This is a genomic window from Streptomyces sp. CBMA291, from assembly GCF_014596525.1.
Taxonomy (GTDB): Bacteria; Actinomycetota; Actinomycetes; order Streptomycetales; family Streptomycetaceae; genus Streptomyces.
Genome location: NZ_MSJP01000083.1, coordinates 142,409 through 163,300 on the forward strand (window position 1 = coordinate 142,409; position 20,892 = coordinate 163,300).

The 20,892-nt window shown below is 70.9% G+C and carries 14 protein-coding genes; 5 read left to right on the top strand and 9 right to left on the bottom strand.

Annotated elements, in window-relative coordinates:
• Window positions 1-50 precede the first annotated feature (50 nt).
• The 9 genes from BU197_RS20280 to BU197_RS20320 all read right to left on the bottom strand — a co-directional run bounded on the left by BU197_RS20280 (window position 51) and on the right by BU197_RS20320 (window position 12,067).
• Window positions 51-836: an ABC transporter permease gene (locus BU197_RS20280; RefSeq protein ID WP_188269694.1), complete on the bottom strand. Its 786-nt coding sequence runs from the start codon at window positions 834-836 to the stop codon at window positions 51-53.
• Window positions 833-1,738: an ABC transporter ATP-binding protein gene (locus BU197_RS20285; protein ID WP_188269695.1), complete on the bottom strand. Its 906-nt coding sequence runs from the start codon at window positions 1,736-1,738 to the stop codon at window positions 833-835. The genes BU197_RS20280 and BU197_RS20285 overlap by 4 nt, the downstream gene beginning before the upstream one ends.
• A 211-nt stretch (window positions 1,739-1,949) precedes the next feature.
• The gene (locus BU197_RS20290) at window positions 1,950-5,918 is read right to left on the bottom strand and encodes a glycosyl hydrolase family 18 protein (protein WP_188269696.1); all 3,969 of its coding nucleotides are present in this window, start codon (window positions 5,916-5,918) and stop codon (window positions 1,950-1,952) included.
• A complete protein-coding gene (locus tag BU197_RS20295) occupies window positions 5,912-6,385 on the bottom strand; it encodes a hypothetical protein (protein WP_188269697.1) in 474 nt (157 codons plus the stop codon). Before BU197_RS20295 ends, BU197_RS20290 begins: the two co-directional genes overlap by 7 nt.
• 849 nt (window positions 6,386-7,234) lie before the next feature.
• A complete protein-coding gene (locus BU197_RS20300) occupies window positions 7,235-8,389 on the bottom strand; it encodes a methyltransferase domain-containing protein (protein WP_188269698.1) in 1,155 nt (384 codons plus the stop codon).
• Window positions 8,382-9,530, bottom strand: coding sequence for a hypothetical protein (locus BU197_RS20305; protein WP_188269699.1), 1,149 nt, complete (start codon window positions 9,528-9,530; stop codon window positions 8,382-8,384). Before BU197_RS20305 ends, BU197_RS20300 begins: the two co-directional genes overlap by 8 nt.
• Window positions 9,527-10,540, bottom strand: a complete 1,014-nt coding sequence (galE, locus tag BU197_RS20310; RefSeq protein WP_188269700.1) for a UDP-glucose 4-epimerase GalE — start codon at window positions 10,538-10,540, stop codon at window positions 9,527-9,529. Before galE ends, BU197_RS20305 begins: the two co-directional genes overlap by 4 nt.
• A 100-nt stretch (window positions 10,541-10,640) precedes the next feature.
• Window positions 10,641-11,255 carry a hypothetical protein gene (locus BU197_RS20315; protein ID WP_188269701.1) on the bottom strand — a complete coding sequence of 205 codons (615 nt, stop codon included), beginning with the start codon at window positions 11,253-11,255 and terminating at the stop codon, window positions 10,641-10,643.
• Window positions 11,252-12,067: an ATP-binding protein gene (locus tag BU197_RS20320; RefSeq protein WP_223183243.1), complete on the bottom strand. Its 816-nt coding sequence runs from the start codon at window positions 12,065-12,067 to the stop codon at window positions 11,252-11,254. The genes BU197_RS20315 and BU197_RS20320 overlap by 4 nt, the downstream gene beginning before the upstream one ends.
• Window positions 12,068-12,218: 151 nt before the next feature.
• Between BU197_RS20320 and BU197_RS30615 the strand changes: the two genes are divergently transcribed.
• The 5 genes from BU197_RS30615 to BU197_RS20345 all read left to right on the top strand — a co-directional run bounded on the left by BU197_RS30615 (window position 12,219) and on the right by BU197_RS20345 (window position 20,839).
• On the top strand, window positions 12,219-12,674 hold the full coding sequence (locus BU197_RS30615) for a DUF397 domain-containing protein (RefSeq protein ID WP_223183244.1): 456 nt from the start codon (window positions 12,219-12,221) through the stop codon (window positions 12,672-12,674).
• A 273-nt stretch (window positions 12,675-12,947) separates the two neighbouring features.
• Window positions 12,948-13,766 carry an aminoglycoside phosphotransferase gene (locus BU197_RS20330; RefSeq protein ID WP_188269703.1) on the top strand — a complete coding sequence of 273 codons (819 nt, stop codon included), beginning with the start codon at window positions 12,948-12,950 and terminating at the stop codon, window positions 13,764-13,766.
• A gap of 284 nt (window positions 13,767-14,050) precedes the next feature.
• The gene (locus tag BU197_RS20335; protein WP_188269704.1) at window positions 14,051-16,033 is read left to right on the top strand and encodes an ABC transporter ATP-binding protein; all 1,983 of its coding nucleotides are present in this window, start codon (window positions 14,051-14,053) and stop codon (window positions 16,031-16,033) included.
• Window positions 16,030-18,057, top strand: a complete 2,028-nt coding sequence (locus BU197_RS20340; RefSeq protein ID WP_223183245.1) for an ABC transporter ATP-binding protein — start codon at window positions 16,030-16,032, stop codon at window positions 18,055-18,057. Before BU197_RS20335 ends, BU197_RS20340 begins: the two co-directional genes overlap by 4 nt.
• A 754-nt stretch (window positions 18,058-18,811) precedes the next feature.
• On the top strand, window positions 18,812-20,839 hold the full coding sequence (locus BU197_RS20345; RefSeq protein WP_188269705.1) for a M4 family metallopeptidase: 2,028 nt from the start codon (window positions 18,812-18,814) through the stop codon (window positions 20,837-20,839).
• Window positions 20,840-20,892 lie beyond the last annotated feature (53 nt).

The window sequence follows — 20,892 nt, forward strand, 5'->3', positions numbered from 1 at the left end:
CCTCGTTACCGCTGTCATCGGCCGCCGTTCCCCGGGCTCCCCGGGCCCGGTCACTGCCAGCGGAACCAGCGCACGGCGGCGGCGGTCAGCAGCACCGTCCACGCCGACACCACGACGAGCACCAGGAGGCCGGGCCAGCGGCCCGAACCGGCCGCGTCCAGAGCCTCGGAGGCGGCGCCGTAAGGGCTGAACCGGACGATCTCCCGCAGCGTATCGGGCATGGCCTGGACCGGCACCCACACACCGGCCGTGAACATGGTGGGGAAGAAGACGACCGTGCCGACGGCGGTGGCCGACTTCTGCGTCCGGGAGACCGCGCACACGGCGGCGCCGAGCGCGAGCCCGACCGCCACGGCGAGGAGCAGCGCGAGGAGGTACCCGGCGGGGTTGCCGGGCAGGGCGACGCCGAAGGCGAGCCTGCCGACGCCGATCACCACGGCGGAGGAGACGAGGGCGGCGGCGCCGTGCAGCGCGAGCTGGGCGGTGAGAAGCGTCCCTGGGCGGACCGGGGTGGTGGACATCCGGCGCAGGATGCCGCGTTCCCGGTAGCCGGCGAGGACCGGGGGCATGGCCTGGATTCCGGCCATGACGAGGGCGAAGAGGACGGCGACGGGGACGTAGACGTCGATGGTCCTGCGTCCGTCGAGTGCGGGGACGGCCTCGCGGAAGGAGGGGATCAGGCCGAGGATCGTCAGGAGGATGGTCGGGGCGGCCATCACCCAGAACAGGGCGGCGGGTTCCCGGGCGAAGAGCCGGGTCTCGGTCCGCAGGACCGTGAGGGTGGCGGTACGGGAAGGGGTGCGGGTCCGGGTAGGCGCGGTGGCGGCGGTGCTCATCGGGGGTTCGTCTCCGTCAGGTCGAGGTAGGCGTCGTCGAGGCTGGCGTCGGCGACTCGGAGCTGCCCGGCGGTGACGCCCCGGCGGGCGAGGAGGGTCACGAAGGCGGAGACGGTCTCGTCGGTGCCGCTGAGGACGGTCCGGCCGTCGGCGGTCTCGACGGAGACGGCGCCGGGCAGGGCGCGCAGGGTCTCGGGGTCGAGCGGGGTGTCGGCGGCGAAGGAGATCGCCTTGGCGGCGGTGGCGCGTCCGATGAGTCCGCCGGGGGTGTCGAGGGCGGCGATCCGGCCCCCGTCGAGGAGGGCGATCCGGTCGCAGAGGCGCTGGGCCTCCTCCATGAAGTGGGTGACGAGGAGGACGGTGACGCCGTCGTCCCTGATCGACTCGACGAGTTCCCAGACCTCGCGGCGGGCGCGCGGGTCGAGCCCGGTGGTGAGTTCGTCGAGGACGACGACCCGGGGACCGCCGATGAGGGCGAGGGCGATGAAGAGCCGCTGCTTCTGGCCGCCGGAGAGCTGCTGGAACCGGGTGCCGAGGTGCGGGAGCAGCCCGAGGCGTTCGGCGAGGGAGTGCCGGTCGACGGGCACGGGATAGAAGGAGGCGTAGAGGTCGAGCGCCTCGCGGACGGTGAGCCGGGCCTGGAGTTCGCTCTCCTGGAGCTGGACGCCGAGGACCCGGGTGAGTTCGGCGCGCTGGACGGCGGGGTCGTATCCGCAGACCCGGACGAGCCCCGCGTCGGGGGTCCGCAGCCCTTCGACGCACTCCACGGTGGTGGTCTTGCCCGCCCCGTTGGGCCCGAGGATGCCGAAGACCTCCCCCTCCCCCACCTCGAACGACACCCCGTCGACGACCTTCCGGCCGCCGTACGCCTTGTGCAGTCCCCGTACCTCGATCACTGTCATGCCCCCAGGCTGCCGGGGGCACGTGATCGGGGGCATCGGCCATCGCGCTCGAATCGGGGTCAGCCGATTGGTTGATGGGGGTACGACTTTGGGGCGTGGGCAACGGAATCGGGCGGCCGGTTTGGGGCGGGGCCCGGACTCGGGCGGTCGGGGCCTCGGCGCGGTGTCGTCCGCGTCGAGGCCCCGGTTCGCTCTCGTCTCCCGGTGCGGATCAGGACTTGGCGGCGATTCTCACCCAGGCGGGATCCTGGCCGGGTTCGCCGGTGGTCCAGTAGGAGGCGCGCCAGTAGGAGCCGCTCCACCAGACGGTGGACGCGGTTGCCCCGTTCTCGTCGCCGTTCATGACGTGGACTCCCTGGCTGACATCGCCGACGGGGGTCTCGGCGACGACTCCGGTCATGGACTGTAGCCGGTAGGCCTTGCCGTGGGCCGGAGCCGCCGGTCCCGTACTGGCCCCGGTGGCCGGGTCGGTGGCCATGAGCTGCCAGGACTGGGCGTCGCTGGCGAAGTCGCAGGGTTTCAGCGTGGCTTCACCGGCGATGCCGCCGGAGGTCAGGCACTTGCCCTGGTTGGCGATGACGTATCCGCCCTTCGCCCCGACCTTGAGAACGCCCCATTTCTGGTTGTCGTTGTCCAGACCGGCCCACAGGCCGGGGGTGTCGGTGCCGGTGAAGTGGTCCAGGACGGTGGTCCCGGAGTTGTTCTGGACCTGGAAGAGGGAGTTGCCCTTGTCCCACAGGGTCCAGATGCGGCCGCCGTTGGGGCTGTAGGGGCGTGCCTTGTCGCCCTTGCGGCCGGAGTTCCACTGGGGTGCCTTGCAGGCCGTGCCGTTCCCGGCGGACGGTTCGACCGTGCTGGTGCCGCGGCGCTGGTCACCGGTGGTGCCGTACTCCTTCCCGTTGATCTTGATGATGGTGTTGGTGGGGCCGGTGATCGGAAGGTAGTACTTGACGGGGATGTCCAGACTCTTGCCGGGGGCGATGTCCTGGCAGTACTGGAGGGTGATCGTCAGCCGGTGGAAGTCCGCCTTCAGTCCGCCGGCGTTGGGGCCGAGGCGGCCGGGGGCGAGGCCGTCGAGCTTCTGCCAGGCAGCGTCCTTGACCAGCGGCGAGGTGGAGGTGGGCAGGTCGAAGGAGACTTGCGTGCCCTGCACGAGGGCGGTCTTGGTGTTGTTGGTGATCCTCAGCGTGGGCTGAATCGGCCACATGTTCGCGACGTCGGTGGGGAAGTCGACCAGTTCGGTCTTCACGTCGACCACCTGGTCCGGCAACCGTGTGACGCCGGTACGGTCGGCCTTCGCCCCGCCCGTGGAGCGCAGGGCGTTGTCGACACGGGTGGTGACGTCGTAGCCCATGCCGTACTGGCCGTCGACGCGCTTGGTGTAGTCGCCCGCCAGCTCCCACATCATGACACCGCCGATGCCGTTGTCCCTGACGTACTGGGTCTTGGCGTCGATGGAGGCGTCGTTCTCCGTCGAGAGGAACACCTTCTTCTCCGCGTTCCACAACCACGACGCCTTCAGTGTCGCGTCGTACTTCTCCACGTAGGTGCCCTTGAGCCGGCCGTCCGCCGTGGAGGGGTCCACGCCGTACGAGCCCAGATAGCCGGGGGTGATGTTGTTCTGGAGGTTCTTGGCGTGCCAGAGCGGGCTGGAGCCGGATGCGACTTCCTGGCCGGCACCGCCGAGGTCGTGCCAGATGTTGTCGATGCCGACCGCGCCGTTGCCGCACGCCTGCGCGTTGGCCGCGCCGGACTGGGGACCCGTACCCGGCTGGCACTGGTTCTGGTCCGCGAGGGCGGAGGTCCCCCACAGGCCGTCGGTGCCTCCGGTCACGTTCTGCCAGCCCCGGGTGTAGTAGGGGATGCCGAGGTTGATCCGGCTGGGCGGCAGGGCGGCTCGGTAGTAGTGGTACGCCCAGTCGACGTTGAAGTACCCGGTCTTGTCGAACTCGGGGTTCCTGGCCGTGTCGTAGATCCCCGCGGCCGAGAGTTCGTTGTCCTTCCCGTCGTCGTACAGGGGGGCTTGCGGGCCGACGAAGTTGTTCCACGATCCGTGCAGGTCGTACGACATCACGTTGACGAAGTCCTGGTACCGCAGGGCTTGTCCGGCGTCGTAGCCGCGCACCAGGTGTCCCGAGGCGGAGGCGGCGGAGGTGAGGAGGTAGTAGCGGCTCCGGTCGGTGCCGGCCTTGTCGAGTCTGGCGCGCAGCGTCTTCATCAGCGCGGTGTTCCCCGCCGCGAGCCCCTTGCGGCGTGCGTCGGAGACGTTCCAGTCCGAGGGGTTGCCCGTCTTCGGGAGGGCGGTGGGGTACTCGTAGTCGATGTCGATGCCGTCGAACGCGTCCTTGTAGCGGTCGAGGAAGCCGACCACCGAGTCCGCGAAGGTGTCGATGCCTGCCTGGTTGACCGAGCCGTCGGCGTTGGTGGCCATCGTGTAGAAGCCCTTGGTGTCGGCCCATCCGCCCACCGACATCAGTACCTTCACCTGCGGATGCCGCTTCTTGTACGTGGCCAGCTGGTTGAAGTGCCCCCGGTACGGCAGTGACGGATCCATTTCCGCACCCGTCACCCCGGTCCAGGTCATTCCGGTCGCCGGATTGCCGGAGTCCTCCGTGTTGCCTATGGAGATCTTGTTGTCGACGATTCCTGCGAACGCGTAGTTGACGTGGGTGACCTTCGACCAGGGAATGTTCTTCACCAGATAGCGGGGATCCCCCTTGGCGCCGGTGCGCCAGCCGGTGAAGTATCCGACCACGCGCTTGTCGTGTCCGGCGCCACCCAGCCACTCCCGGCCATCGGTGTCGTACACGTCGCAGTACCGCGCGTCCACTCCCGCCGTGACGGTCATGCCGTCGGGTCGGCACTGCGACTGCGCACCCTGCACCGCGGGCTTCGGCTTACGGTCGTCGACGGCGCTGTCGAACGGGTCCCCCGCGTCACCGGTGGTGTCGTCGTCCGGGTCGGCACAGACGGCAAGCCTCAGCTTCGCCCCGTTGCCCGAACCGGCCGGGTCCAGGCACAGCCCGTTGTACTTGCTGCTGAACTGGGCGTACTCGGAGATCCACCTCTGGTTGAGCCCGCCGTTGCAGTCCCACTGGGCGATCTCGCCCGTGGACCGGTTCAGGTCCACGCACTTGCCGCTGGCCTGGGAGACCAGCTCCATCGAGCCGTCGTCGACCGACTTCAACTGCCACAACTGGTTGGTGCCGCTGTGGCAGTCCCACTGGGTGATGCCGCCGGTGGACATGTTCAGATCCAGGCAGCCCCCGGTCGCCTGACTCTGGATCTGAGCCACCGGCCAGCCTGCGGACGGCATCGGCAGGGAGAGGTTGCGGATGCTCCACTGGGTCGTGCGGGGGTTCGAGGTTTTGGGACGCGCGAGAAGAGCCAGACGCAGTCCGATGCCGGTCCTGCTCCAGGGTCCCGTACGACCACCGATGGTTACGTCGTAGCCCTCGCCCCTACGGAACGCCTCCGACATATGACTCCAGGCACGAATAACCTTGGCCCACACCTGAGCCGACCATGACTGCCCGCTGGCCAGGGCGATCTCCATGGGCTGTTCGATGGCCCTGTTGCGGACTGCCTCCACGACGCCCACGATGATGGTCGCAAGGCTGCTGCCCAAGTAGTTGAGGACTTCACCTTCCCGGGCTTCGGCCAGGGTGGACACGGCCCCGGCCAGTCCGACTTCACTGACTGTTACATCCAGGGAGGTGAAACCCATACTGCGATATTGACTGCTGAAGGGGAGCCTCGTGATCGCCGGGCGAGTCTCGAAGAGCGAGAAATCGACCGGGGCGGAGTCATTGAAAGGAAAGTATCTATTCCGTTCGGGTTGATAGAATCCGAGCACATAGACATTCGACCTGTCGATGACCAACTCGACGTTCTCGTCACGGTACCCGAGCGTCCCGATGGGAACCCGTATCTGGCCGTCCGCGTACAGTTCTCTCGGCGCGTTGGAAGGACCCGCCTCGTTCTCGGAACCCTCGAAAGGGCCCGCGCTGAGGGCGTTGCGCATGTGCTGGACGACATGCTTGTACTTCGTCACGTAGTCGGAGTGCTCATTGGCCGCGTATGCCGGACGCTCCAGGGTCGCACCCAGGAGCAGCAGCGGCAGGGCGAGCGCGAGGACCCGGCACAGGGCGCGCCGGGCGGCGCGCGGCAGGGCTACCACGGCACCACGTACTCGATCGTCGCGGCAGGGCTGCCGGCACTTTCCTCCATGCCGTCGAGCCAGTAGGCGACGGTGTAGGTCTGGCCGGACCGCATGCCGTTGTCACCCGCGGGCACGGCGGCGGCACCGGCGGCGAGGCAGCGGGACTCCTCGTTCGGGCAGACCCAGTCCCAGTCGATCCGGTCGGACTTGTTCAGCTTCCCCTTCGGGTAGATCCCGATCCAGTCCTTCGTGCTGTAGGGGTTGCGCCCCTTGGGGGCGAGGTAGGTCACCACCAGCCCCGTGTCGACGGCTCCGACGACTCCCTTCTCGTGAATGTGCGCGGTGGTCCACTGGGCATCGAGGAGGTGGAAGTCGCCGGCGCCGGCGCCGAGCCCCGCGGGCTCGATGGCCCGAACGTCCGGGACCGGGTCGGGAGACGGCCCGCCGGCCGCCAGACTGGTCGCCAGCAGGGCGCAAACGGTCACTCCCAGGACCGTTCCCGCGATACGACCCAAAAGCCGCATCTTTTCAGATTTCATGGAACTCTCGCTTCAATAGGATATGACCTCAAAGTGCCGATCCGTGGCGGCGGAGCAGTGCACCGAGGGCGCCATTGTGTGCGAACCCGCCGGTGCGCGACGACAGACGAGAGTCGCGTTCCAGTTCGCAAACACGCAGGATCCCGAAAAGCGTCTACGGATTTCTCGTGATATCGAAGATATTCACGGAAAGGCGCCATTCGCGACGCCGATGACGACACCAGGGGCGCGGAGACAGAGAAAGGAGCCCCTTGTCGGGGATCCCGCCTCGATCGCACTCGAACCGTCCGGCGACCGGCGGCGAGCGGCGCTCGTCTCCACCGTGACGTCCGTGAGCGGCCTGGGGCTCGGGTCCGTACTGGCCCGGCTGCTCGCCGAGTACGCCCCGGCGCCCCGGGTCCTGCCCTTCGCGCTGGGGATCGCGCTGCTGGTACCGGCGGCGGCCCTCGCCCCGCCGGCCCTCGCGGGCACGGTCTCCTCGGGGGCGCTCCTGCTCGCCGCGACCGTCCTCGCAGGCGTAGGCCAGGGCCTGGTGTTCCTCGGCGGCCTCACGTCGGTCAAACAGGCGGCCCCGGCGGAGCGCCGCGCGGACGCCTTCTCCGGCTTCCATGTGATCGTCTGCCTGCGAGTCGGCCTCCCCCGTGATCGGCGTCGGCCTCCTCGCCGCGACGACCGGCCTGCTCACCGCCGTCCGCTCCTTCGCCTGCGCGGCCGCCTGCGCCTGCGCCTGCCTGCTCGTGCTGCTCGCCCGCGTACGGGAGACGTATCGGACCCGTACGGAAATGAGGTCAGCCCTCACGGGGCGCCGAGGGTTCCGCGCCAGTTCCCCCGGGAGAGGTGGACGACCCCGTCGGGGGTGACGAGGGCCCGCGCCCCGAGCAGTGGCAGCACGCCTTCCGCGTTGAGCCGGTGCCGGAGGCTTTCCAGCTTCGCCCAGAGACGCCGGGGGCCGCCCTGGTGGACCTCCGGCGGATCGGTCCACTCGGCAAAAGCGCGGGCCCACGACCCGTCGGGGTGTGCCAGCAAGGCGGTACGAGCACGCCCGTCGGCCTCGTAGGCGCACTCGACACCGGGCGAGACGACCTCCAGCAGGGAACGCAGCTCCCACGCCTCGGCCAGGTTCAGCACCGGGTAGCGGCCGGTGGTCCGCTCCTCCCCGTCCGCCGTGCGGGCATGGGCCAACAGCCTGGCGAGGGCGGGCGGGTAGTCGGCACCGGAGCGGGCGGGCATGAACCCGGCCATGTCCCGTTCGACGACACCCGACACCGCACCGTCCTTCAGCTTCCATCCGGTGACGATCAGGCAGGTCCGCCCGAGGGTGGTCGTCAGCCGCCCGCCGGGCTTCAGCGCGGCCACCACCGGGCGCAGCGCGGGACCGGCGGGGAGCCCGACCGTGGACACGATCCGGTCGTACGTTCCGGGGATGTGGCCGGTGGCGTCCGCCGTGACCATCCGAGGCGCGAGCCCCATCCGGGCGAGCCGCTCCCGCGCCGCCTCCACCAGATACGAGTCGACGTCCAGGCTCGTCACACAGCGCTCCCCGAGCCGTCGGCAGGCGTACGCGGTGAGCCCGCCCGCCCCGGTGCCCAGATCGAGCACGGAGAGGCCGTCGCCGAGCCGGGCGTGCCGCAGCATCCGTACGATCAGGCTCGGCATCGTCGCGGACGAGGTGGGCAGCCCCTCGGGCCGGTCGCCGGGCCTTGCGTGATCGGCGTGCAGGGGCCCGACGCGGGTGACCAACGACCGGTCGGAGTAGGCGGCTTCGGCCCAGCCGACCGGGTCGGCGGGCCCGTCCCGCAGCGCCCACCGCCCCTCGCCGTCGGCCTCCCACCAGCGGGGCACGAGCGCGTGCCGAGCGGTACGCGCCACCGGGGCGAACCACCGGGAGTCGGGGTCCGCGACCCGCTCCGCGTGCCGCTCGGCGTGCTCTTGCCAGGCGAATTCATTCATTCACAGCCTCCTTGGGCAGCCTGCCGCCTGGTGCGGTCAGCGCGGAATCGGAAAAGGGGATGCCCTGGTTCTCCATGAACACCAGGTCGCGGACGGTCTGGAACCGGCCGGGATCGGTGGGGGCGTTCAGATAGGCGGCGACGGAGGGCAGAACGGGGATCTCGCGCCGGTCGCACACCTCCCGCACGGTGCGCGGAAGATCGCATAGAGCGTCGGGGTCGTCGATTCCCAGGTGGCGGACGAGCCGGAGGGCGGCGGTCCGGGCCTTGGCGAGGTTGACGTACGGGGTCTCGTGAGTGGCCTTGGCCAGGTAGTAAGCGACGGGCTGGACGAGCCACGGCAGATGCGCGGCGGGGCGGGGCGCGGCAGGTCGCGGTGCGAGTCCGAGGCGCAGCGGGTCGACGAGGAAGGGGCGGCCCGCCATGCCGGTGACGTACCCGGCGCCGGGAGCGTTCCGGTACGCGGAGAGCAAGGTGATCGCGGCGGTGGCGTCGATCGCGAACCGCTCGGCGACGTCCCGGAGGACCGGGGCGATCCGTCGGCGAGCACCGGGAACGTCGGTGGCGCGGGCGACGACGGGGATGAGGTCGGAGACGATCGTTCCGTCCTCGTCGGTACGGAAGTCGCCACGCGCCAGGGAGCCGGACAGGGCGACGGACATGTCATCGGTCGCGGCGAACGCGACGCGCAGGTGAGCCAGGAGCGCGGGCAGGTCGGTGGCCTTCATACCGGTCCCGGGGCAGCTGCCGGTGACAGGGCTCTCGACGGGCACCGCGTCGTGCTCCCGGAGAAGGTGGTGCCACTCCTCGGCCCAGGTGGGGCTGACGGTCGACAGTTCGACGCACGCGGGGCGGTGGTCCGTGAGGACGGCGGCGACAGGGGGCCCCTCCCGGAAGGCCCGGCTGTGGACGTCGTCGGCGAAGCAGCCGACGATCACATCGGGCCGGGTCCGGTCGGCGTCGTCGGGACGGACGAGCGTGACCGAGGGGTGCGGGGAGACCGCGAGATGCCGGCTCGCGAGGGTGACGGCCGCGTCCGGCAGAGCGGCCAGGTGCGGCAGGATCCCGGAGGTCAGGGCGCCGTACCCGGCGACGAGGATCCTCGTCGCCGGAGATGCGCCCCGTAAGGGCGAAGGGGTCATGCGTCGCTTCCTTCGGTGAGGACGAGAGGGCGCCGGGCGTACCAGGCGAGGGAGTCGGAGATGCCCTGTTCGATGCCGAGGGCCGGTTCCCAGCCGAGGAGTTCCCTGGCGAGGGTGATGTCGGGGTAGGCGCCCGCGTTGTCGCCGGGGCGTCGTCCGGTGGTCTCGGTGGCGAGCGGCTTGCCGGTGACGTTCTCGAACGCCTTGATCAGTTCGAGCACGGTGGTTCCGGTGCCCGAGCCGAGGTTGACGGCGCGGTAGGGCGCGGGTCCTTCCGGGTCGTTCGAGGTGATGGTGTCGAAGCGGCGGACCGCCGCGATGTGGGCGCTGGCGAGGTCGTGGACGTGGACGTAGTCGCGGATGCCGGTGCCGTCCCTGGTCTCCCAGTCGGTGCCGGTGACCGGGAAGGGCCGCCCGGCGTGGAAGGCGTCGATCATGACGCCGAGGGCGTGGGTGGGGCGGGTGATCTGGAGTCCGGAGCGGAGCTTGGGATCACAGCCGATCGGATTGAAGTACCGGAGGGAGACCGCGCGCAGGGGGGTTCCTGTGGCGACGTCCTCCAGGGCGTTCTCGAAGTGCGCCTTCGTGCGGGCGTACGGACTCGTCGGGGCGAGCGGCGCCGACTCGGTGATGCCCTGTCCGGCCTGGTAGATCGCGGCGGAGGAGGAGAAGAGGAACCGCTCGCAGCCGTTGCGGATCAGGTGGCCGAGCAGTGCAAGGCCCTTGGAGACGTTCTCCGTGTAGTAGTACAGCGGTTGGGCGACGGACTCGGGGACGACGATCTTCGCGGCGCAGCCGATGGTGGCGTCGATGTCGGGGTGCTCGGTGAAGATCCGGTCGATCAGGTCGCCGTCGGCGATGTCGCCCCGGTACCAGGTGCGGCCCTCCACGAACTCGCTGCGGCCGGTCGCCAGATCGTCCAGGACGACGACGTCGATGCCGTCGTCGAGGCAGGCCGAGGCGATGGTCGAGCCGATGAATCCGGCGCCGCCGGTGATCAGAACCTTCATGGGGATGCTCCCGGAGTGGACGCGGACCCGGTACGCCGCTCGCGCGCCGGGGCTGTCAGGCGCCTGACGGTAGCAGCGGTTTGACATGGTTCGCGGGGGTTCATGGATGAGGTAACTCGCGCTGGGGAAAGGGTCGGTAGAGGATCCAGACCATGGACGGACGGAGCACTTCGCACACCGTCAGCGTCGGGTGACGCTCGACGACGTCCAGGGATCCGACACAGCTGTCCGCCATGCCGTCGACGACTCGCTGGACGGCGAGCGGCTTGGCGTCCACGTACTGGCGCTCCGCCTGAGGAGTGAACCGCTCGGTGAACACCTCCGTCGCCGGGTGGAGCGCGACCGACCGCGCGACCGACGGCGCGTTCGACGGCACGTCCGCCCGCGCGTCCGTGAGGCCGGAGAGGCTGGGGCCGGTGGCCACGCACATCGGCTTCGTCGGACTTTCCCACACGCCGACGATCCGCATGCGAGCGAGGTGCCGGAAGTGCAGGTTCACCCAGAGGTCGGTCACACGCTCACCGGACCGCTCGACGAAACCGGCCGCCACCAGCGCGTGGGTGCCGGTACGGAAGGCAGCCCGCATCGCGCTCTCGAAGGAGCCTTCAAGGAAAACCTCCGCGAAGTGACGCGCGGCCTCCGCCTGGGCGTCGGTGCCCGTCGGCCCCAGTGTCGTGACCTTGCCCCGAACGGGCTGCCCGTGAGAGCGGTTCACCGCTCCGGGGCCGTTCGCCCCGGCCGCAAGGTGGCCCGTACCGTCTTGCCGCCGCCTTCCAGGTCGGGGAACCAGGTGAGAGCGGCCCCGAGGCGCTTCACGTCCCACAGCCCGCCCCGCCCCTGACCGCGTTCGTCCGCCTCGCCGAAGCCGGGGAACTCCGGGTTCGGATCGGAGACTTCGATGAGCAGCCCCTCCGTTTCGGCGACCCGGAGGCGGACAGCGATCTCCTGGCCCTTCACTCCCGGCACGATCCCGTGTTCCAGGGCGTTGCGGACGAGGATGTGCGTCACGTCGGCGGTGGCGTCCAGGTCGCCGGGCCAGTCCCGCAGGGCGGGTCGCGTACGGTCCGCGAGGCGGCAGGGCTCCGGGGCGGCATCGCCGGACGGAAGCCGTAACGCCGCCTCGTGCCGGGCCTGCGGCGCGGTCGCCACAGGAGCGGGCTCCTCCTCCGAAGGAGCTTCGGCCAGGGAGAGATGGCACCAGGTCGTCGCGCGGACCCTTCCCCAGTCGTCGGCCAGGGCGTCGAGGAGGAACAGCCCTCGGCCGTCCTCCGCGTCGAGGGCCGCGCGCCGGGCAACGGGCGTCTTCTCGCCGGGGCAGCCGTCGTCCACTTCGATGCAGAGAAAACGGCCCTGACAGCGGACCCGTACGCCGATCCTCGGGGCGTTCGCATGCCGGAAGGCGTTGGTCAGCAGCTCGGTGGCGAGCAGTTCGGCGGTGTCCGCCAGATGAAGGCAGCCCCAGTACGTGAGGTGGGTGCGGAGGATCCGGCGGATCCGCGCCGGCCAGCGGGCGTCTTCCTTGGACATCCCTCCGGAGACGGGGCCCGGATGGTGGTCGATGAAAAGTTCGAGAGGCGTACGGCTGCCTGAGTCGGTCGAGCCCTGGGAAGGATCCGACCGACTCCACGACACGGGAGGACAGCACGTGGCGGCGCCCATCGGGCCGACAGTCCGAAGAATGCAACTCGGCAAGCAGCTCACCCAGGTACGCAAGGAGGTCCTCTTCGCCACCCACAAGCCCGTGGACGAGCTGACCACCGAGGACATCATGCAGGGCATCGAGCTGCGCATGGAGCGCCGCGAGATCCTGACCCGGGAGAGTCCGGTCGAGTTCCGTGTCGTGCTGGACGAGGCTGCTCTCCGTCGCGTCGTCGGCTCACGGGAGGTCATGCGCGAGCAGTACGAGGAGCTGATCAAGCTCCACTCCCTGGACCTCGCCCCCGCCGACGCCTGGTTCAAGTCCTCCTACAGCGGCGGCAACGGCAACAGCTGCGTCGAGGTCGCCCACCTCGCCCCGCACCACGCCGTCGCCACCCGTGACTCCAAGCAGGACAACGGCCCCGCCTTCCTCACCTCACACCACGCCTGGTCCGCCTTCGTCACCGGTGTGAGCACGGGCGCCTTCACCGTCTGACCGTACGGACGGCACCGTTCGCGCGGGCAGCCCGGCGGTCCAGCCCCCTTGCGTACGAGAAAGCGGGCCGGACCGCCGGGCGCCACCGTCCCCGGTCCGTCCCGCCCGGCCGGTAACATCCCGCCCGTGAGCGCTCTCGTGGCCCATCGGCCCCCGCCTCGTCCGCTGACCAAGCCCCCGGCGGGCCGCCCCACGACCGATCCGCCGACGCGGCCCGACAAGAACCCGCCGTTTCCGCCGAACGACCCGCGGAATCCCCGGAGCTGACCGGCCATGCGTGTCACCCCGCGCGCCTACGGGCAACTGCCCGACGCCGTACGGCGCGCCGTCGCCGAGCGGGTCGGGGAGGGCCGGTCCGTCGTCGACGTGACCCACGGGACCGGTTCGGGCTTCGCCGCCTTGCTGTCCGGGCCCGACGGCGGGAAGACCTTCGTCAAGGGGCTGCCCGAGGGCCACGAGCGGATGGCCGAACTGGACGTGGAGAGCGGGGTCGCGCCGTTCCTGCCCGGCTTCGCGCCCCGTCTGCTGTGGCGCACGGCGGTCGACGGCTGGACGGTCCTCGCCTTCGAGGGCATCGCCGTCACCTCGCCGTGGGCCGACTTCGACGCGGACGACAGCCCCCATCTGGAATCCGTCACCGACGTCCTACGGGAGCTGAGCACCACGCCCGCGCCACCCGGAGCCGGGCTGAAGGCGGCATGGGAACGGTGGCGGGACTACTGCGACCCCGCCGACGAACCGCTCCTCACCGGCGACCGGCTCGTGCACGGCGACCCCGCGGCCACCAACTTCCTGCCCGGCACCGGCAGGACCTGGCTCATCGACTGGGCCTGGGCGGCCCGGGGACCCGGCTGGGTGGACACCGTCCTGTGGGGCCAACGCCTCGTCCTGGACGGCGAGCAGACCCCCGAACAGGCCGCCCGCTGGTGCGCCCGCGTCCCCGCCTTCGCCCAGGCGCCCCGAGCGGCGGTGGCCGTCCTCGCCGAGGCCGACGCCCGCTCCTGGGAGGCCTGGCAGGCGTACGGCATGGACGGCCTGGACCGCACCGTGACGGCGGCCCGCGCCTGGGCCGACCACCTGCGGACGCCATAGGTCGGACGCCATCGGTCGGACACGTCATCGCCGGGTGGCGTGGCTGGACCTCGTGGCCGCACGTCGTGGCCGGGTGCCATGGCTGGACGTCATCGCCGGGTGCCGTAGCCGGGCGTCATCGCCGGACGCCAACTCCGGACGTCATCGCCGGACCTCGTGGCCGGGCGCCGTAGCCCGTGGCCTCCGGCGGTGGTGGTGGGGGGGGGCGAAACCCCCTCCCCCGCACGCGATGTGACCGAAATCCGGATGAGCCGTGTCAGGGGTGAACCGTAAGGTCGGGCCTGATGCCCGAGAAACCTGTCGCCCCAGAATCCACCGTCCCCGAGCCCCCTCCCGAGCCCCTTCCCGGCGCCTCCCCCGAGCCACGTCCGGCCCCCGGCGGGGAGCGGCGGTCGGCGGTCCGTGTGCTGCTGCGGCTCTGGCCGTACGTGCGGCCCGTACGGGCGCGTCTGTTCAGCGCCGCCGGGGTCGCGATCCTCGCCTCCTGTCTGTCCCTGGTCATCCCGCTCGTCCTGAAGTGGCTGGTCGACGGGCCCGTCGCCGACCGTGATCCGGGCGGGGTGTGGCTCGGCGCGCTGTATCTGCTGCTGCTCGGGACAGCCGAGGCGGTGCTCTTCGGCTTCCGGCGCTGGCTGGTGGCCCGCCCGCTCTCCGGCGTCGAGGCGCGCATGCGGGCCGACCTCTACGGCAGACTCCAGCGGATGCCCGTCGCCTTCCACGACCGGTGGGCCTCGGGTCAGCTCCTCTCGCGCGGCACCACCGATCTGATGCTGGTCCGGATGTTCCTGGCGTTCCCGCTGACCTTCCTCCTGGTCAACGGCGTGACGATCCTCGCGGGTTACGTCCTGCTGCTCGCCCAGGACTGGTCGCTCGGCCTGGTCCTGCTCACCCCCGTCATCCCGCTGGTGATCGCCTGCTCGCTCTTCGAGAGCCGATACGGCGTCGTCGCCCGGCGCGCCCAGGACCAGGTGGGCGATCTGACGACGGTCGTCGAGGAGAGCGTCCTCGGCATCCGGATCGTCAAGGGCTTCGGCCGCCACCGCAGCCAGGCGCGGGCCTTCCGCGACCTCGCGGAGCGGCTGCGCGGTACGGAACTGCTCAAGGCCCGGCTGCTCGCCCTGATCTGGGCGGTCATCGCCTTCCTGCCGGAGCTGGCGATCGGCGCGGCGCTCGTCCTCGGCACGGTGCGGGTCGCGGACGGCGAACTGTCGGCCGGCACCCTCGTCGCCTTCCTCTCCACCGCCCTCGCGCTGCGCTGGCCGGTGGAGTCGATCGGCTTCCTCCTCGCGATGAGCCAGGAGGCGGCGACCGCGACGGAACGCTACTTCGAGGTGATGGACGCCGAGCCGGAACCGGACACCATCGCGCCCGGCACTCCCTCCCCCTCCCCTTCCCCCTCTCCCGCCTCCGCCGAGGCGCCCGGCGGGGTCCGCTTCGAAGGCGTCTCCTTCCGCTACCCCGACGCCCCACCGGGCTCCCCGCCCGTCCTCGACGGCATCGACCTGCACATCCGCCCCGGCGAGACCCTGGCCCTCGTCGGCTCCACCGGCTCCGGCAAGACCACGCTCACCGCTCTCATACCCCGGCTCCACGAGGCCTCCGGCGGGCGCATCCTCCTCGACGGCGAGGACATCGCCCTGATGGCACGGGAACGGCTGCGGTCCCTGGTCTCGATGGCCTTCGAGGAACCCACCCTCTTCTCGGCCAGCGTCGGCGAGAACGTCCTGATGGGCGCCGCCGCCTCGGCGGGCGAGCCGGAGCTGCGCCGCGCCCTCGGCGTGGCCCAGGCCGACGGCTTCGTCGACCGGCTGCCCGAGGGCGCCGCCACCCAGGTCGGCGAACAGGGCCTGAGCCTCTCCGGCGGCCAGCGCCAGCGCCTCGCGCTTGCCCGCGCGGTCGTCGGGCGCCCCCGCTTCCTCGTCCTGGACGATCCCCTCTCCGCCCTCGACGTGCACACCGAGGCGCGGGTGGAGGCGGCCCTGCGGGAGGTCCTGCGGGAGACCACGGCGCTGGTCGTGGCCCACCGCCCCTCGACGGTGATGCTGGCCGACCGGGTGGCGCTCCTGTCCGGCGGCCGGATCACGGCCGTGGGCACCCATCAGGAACTGCTGCGGAGCAGCACGGAGTACGCCTGGCTGATGTCGGGCGAGAGCAAGACCGGTGGGATCGGGGCCGGTGCCGGTGCCGGTGGGAGTGGGGCCGGTGCCCATGCGAACGGTGACGGTGTGAACGGTGACGACGAGGCCCTGGAGGGCGAGGACCGATGACGGACACCGCACTCGGCGAGCCCCAGGACCCGGCGGCGGAGCCCGTAAAGCCCACCCCGGACACCTCCGCGACCACAGCCGCTCCCAGCACTCCCACCGCCCCCGGCACCCTCAACGCCCTCAACCCCCCGGCAACCTCAGCCGACCCCACGTACCCCACCGACCCCACCGACCCCACTGGCTCCACCACGCCCACCTCACCTACCTCGCCCACCACACCCACCACACCCCCCACCGACCCCTTCGATCAGGACGACCTTCCCGCCCCTCCTGGAGCGACCGGCGCGCTGCTGCGTTCGCTGCTCTCCGCGCACCGCGCCCGTGTCGTCGTCGCCGCGCTCGTCCTGCTCGTCAAGGAGGCGGCCGTACAGGCGGGGCCGCTGCTCGTCGCGTACGCCATCGACCGGGGTGTCCCGGCGTTCCGGGCGGGGGACCACGGGCCGGTGGTGGCGGTGGCGCTCGGCTATCTGCTGTGCGCGGCGCTCTCCGGAGTCCTTCAATACGTCTTCGTCCGCGCTGCCGCCCGGATCAACCAGGACGTGCTGCTCGATCTGCGCGGCCGGATCTTCCGGCACGCACAGGTGCTGAGCCTGGACTTCCACGAGCGGTACACCTCGGGCCGGTTGATCTCCCGTTCGACCACGGACGTCGAGTCGCTACGCGAGCTGCTCTCCGAGGGGCTCCAGGAACTGATCGGGGTGGTCCTGTCCTTCGTGTCGATCGCCCTGGTGCTGCTCTGGCTCGACCCGGGCATCGGGTCGGTGGCCGTCGGCTCGTTCCTGCCGCTCTTCCTCCTGGTGCGGCTCTACCGGCGCCGGGCCGGTGCGGTCTACGCCGAGCGTTCGACGGCGATCGCGGGGGTGATCGTGAAGTTCGCGGAGACGATGAACGGCATCCGTCCGGTACGGGCGTTCCGCCGGGAGCGGGCCAACGACGCCGAGTTCGCGGCGCTCAACCGGCGACACGAGCGGAGCAACGGCGACGCGCTCCTGGAGATGGCCCGCTATGTGGTCGGCTCCCGGCTGGTCGCGAACACGGCCGTCGCCGGGATGTGCCTGTGGGGCGCCTACCGGGTCGCGTCGGACTCCCTCGAACTGGGCGTGCTCGCGGCGGCGGTGCTGTACATGCGGCGCCTGTACGACCCGATCGACCGGCTCGGCATGTTCCTCAACTCGTACGAGTCGGCCGCCGCGTCCCTCGCGAAGATCGCGGGGCTGCTCGCGCAGGAGCCGGGCGTGCCGGAGGCGGCGGAGCCCCGGGAGCTGCCCGCCCGTACGGGCGCCCCGGGCCGCGCGGTGGTCTTCGGCGGCGTACGGTTCGCGTACCGCACGGGCGGCGAGGTGCTGCCCCGCTTCGACCTGACGGTTCCGGCGGGCCAGACGGTCGCCGTGGTGGGGGCGACGGGCGCGGGCAAGTCCACGCTCGCGAAGCTGCTCGCCCGGTTCTACGACCCGACGGAGGGGTCCGTCCGGCTCGACGGCGTGGACCTGCGCGACCTGGCGACGCCCGAGCTGCGGCGGGGCGTGGTGATGGTGACGCAGGAGGCGTTCCTCTTCTCCGGCACGGTCGCCGAGAACATCGCGATCGGGCGGCCGGACGCGACCCGGGCGCAGATCGAGGAGGCGGCGCGGGCGATCGGGGCGCACGCGTTCATCATGGGCCTGCCCGACGGCTACGACACGGACGTGCGCAAGCGGGGCGGGCGGATCTCGGCGGGCCAGCGCCAGTTGGTCGCCTTCGCTCGGGCGCTGCTCGCGGACCCGGCGGTGCTGATCCTGGACGAGGCGACGAGTTCCCTCGACGTGCCGGGCGAGCGGGCGGTGCAGCGGGCGATGGACACGGTCCTCGCGGGCCGTACGGCCGTGGTGATCGCCCATCGGCTCTCCACGGTCGAGGTGGCGGACCGGGTCCTCGTGATGGAGGCGGGCCGGATCGTCGAGGACGGTACCCCGTCGGATCTGGTGTCCGGCGAGGGCCGTTACGCGGGGCTGCACCGGGCGTGGCGGGAGAGCCTGGTGGGTTGAGCATGGCGGGAGAGCCTGGTGGGTTGAGTGTGACGGGAGAGCCTGGCCGGCTGGGCATGACAGGAGAGCCTGGTGGGCTGAGCGTGACGGGAGAGCTGGCCGGCCGGGCGTGACAGGAGAGCCTGGCCGGCTGGGCATCGCGCGAGATCCTGTTGGACTGGGCATCACGCGAGAGCCTGTTGGGCCGGGCATCGCGCAAAAGCCTGGCGGGCTGAGCGTGTCGGGCCGCGCGGCGGGCGCTGTGGCGAGGGGGTGGCGGGGAGGGATACTCCCCACCACCCCCTCCCCGGCACCCGCCCCCCTTCCGGTTCGGACCGGCGCGGGCGGAATCCGGGCATCTCCCGCACACTCCCGGGGAGAAACGTTTCAGCCAGGCGACGATGCGAACCCGTCACCCCGTCCCCACCCGAAACAGAGATCACCGAGGGCCGGAATGCCCCTCGGTCTCGCACTGTGGACAGGCTTCACGTCCTGGATCGGGCGAACGCCCGGCACCACCGCGCCCATGATCGATGAAACGTCCGGTTAACGAACGCAGCCGTACGGGCAGCGGACGATTTCTGGCCAACTTGTCGTCGCGGTCATGACAGGTCCCCGTCATCCCTGACACTCTCTCACCCTGCTCATCGCACCACCGTTCGCAGCTTCACCCGAACGGGTTCCGCGTCACAGGAACGTGCTCCACAGCTCTGCTTGCTCCGCCCGGACGGGCCGCCCCAGTCCGTCGGTACCCCCCTCGCAAGAAGGAGTCTGCGTGAGATCCACGCCCAGCCGTCGCGCCACCGCGACGGGCGCCCTGATCGCCGCCGCCGCCATGCTCTCCATGGGCATCCAGACGGGCGCCGCCACCGCGGCCGACGCCCCTCTCGGCATCGCCCCCAAGGCCCAGCAAGGCGGCCAGGCCAACCCCGGCAAGCTCCCCGCCGACCTCACCCCCGCCCAGCGCACCGCGCTGATCAAGGCGGCCGACGCCGACAAGGCGGCCACGGCCAAGAAGATCGGCCTCGGCGCCCAGGAGAAGCTGGTCGTCCGGGACGTCGTCCAGGACCAGGACGGCACCACCCACACGCGCTACGAGCGCACCTACGCGGGACTCCCCGTGCTCGGCGGTGACCTCATCGTCGCCGAGTCCAAGGCGGGCGCCACCACCGGTGTCGTCAAGTCCTCCCGCGCGGAACTGAAGAACATCGCCACCACGGCCACCGTGGCCCCCGCCGCCGCCGAGAAGCAGGCCTTCGGCCTCGCCAAGGCGGACGGCTCCGCCAAGATCGCGGCCGACCACGCCCCCCGCAAGGTCGTCTGGGCCGCCCAGGGCACCCCCGTCCTCGCCTACGAGACCGTCGTCGGCGGCCTCCAGGAGGACGGCACCCCGAACGAGCTGCACGTGGTGACCGACGCCAAGACGGGCGCCAAGCTCTTCGAGTGGCAGGGCGTCGAGACCGGCGTCGGCAACACGCAGTACAGCGGCACCGTCACCCTCGGCACGGCGCCCTCGTACACGCTGACCGACACCGGCCGCGGCAACCACAAGACGTACAACCTGAACAACGGTACGTCCGGCACCGGCACCCTCTTCAGCAACACCACGGACACCTGGGGCAACGGCCTCGCCTCCAACAAGGAGACGGCCGGCGCCGACGCGCACTACGGTGCCGCGCTCACCTGGGACTACTACAAGAACGTGCACGGCCGCACCGGCATCCGCGGTGACGGCGTCGGCGCGTACTCCCGGGTCCACTACAGCAACGCCTACGTCAACGCCTTCTGGCAGGACAGCTGCTTCTGCATGACGTACGGCGACGGCTCGGGCAACGCCAAGCCGCTCACGTCCATCGACGTGGCCGCGCACGAGATGACCCACGGCGTCACCGCCGCCACGGCCAACCTCACCTACAGCGGAGAGTCCGGCGGTCTCAACGAGGCCACCTCCGACATCTTCGCCGCCGCCGTCGAGTTCTACGCCAACAACGCCAGCGACAAGGGCGACTACCTCGTCGGCGAGAAGATCGACATCAACGGCAACGGCACCCCGCTGCGCTACATGGACAAGCCGAGCAAGGACGGCGCGTCCAAGGACGCGTGGTACTCCGGCATCGGTTCGGTCGACGTCCACTACTCCTCGGGCCCGGCCAACCACTTCTACTACCTGCTCTCCGAGGGCAGCGGCGCCAAGACCGTCAACGGGGTCAACTACGACTCGCCGACCTCCGACGGCCTGCCCGTCACCGGCATCGGCCGTGACAAGGCCTCGCTGATCTGGTTCAAGGCGCTCACCACCAAGTTCGGCTCCTCGACCAACTACGCCGGGGCCCGCACGGGCACCGTCGCGGCGGCCACCGAGCTGTACGGCGCGGGCAGCGCCGAGGTCACGGCCGTGGAGAACGCCTGGGCCGGCATCAACGTCGGCACCCGCCCCGGCGGCGGCACGCCGACCGGCAAGGTCTTCGAGAACAACGCCACCATCGCCATCCCGGACAACGGCGCCGCGGTGACCTCCTCGGTGACCGTCACCGGCATCACCGGCAACGCCCCGGCCAACCTCGCGGTCGGTGTGAACATCACCCACACCTGGATCGGCGACCTGATCGTCGACCTGATCGCGCCCGACGGCACGGTCTACAACCTGCACAACCGAGCGGGCGGCAGCGCGGACAACATCGTCCAGACCTTCACGGTCAACGCCTCCGCCAAGGTCGCCAACGGCGTCTGGCAGCTCCGCGCCCAGGACAAGGCCTCGGCCGACACCGGCTCCATCGCCGGATTCAAGCTGACCTTCCCGTAAGGGTCGGAACCGGCCTCAGGCCACGCACCGAGATCGTCCGACGGACGCCCCGG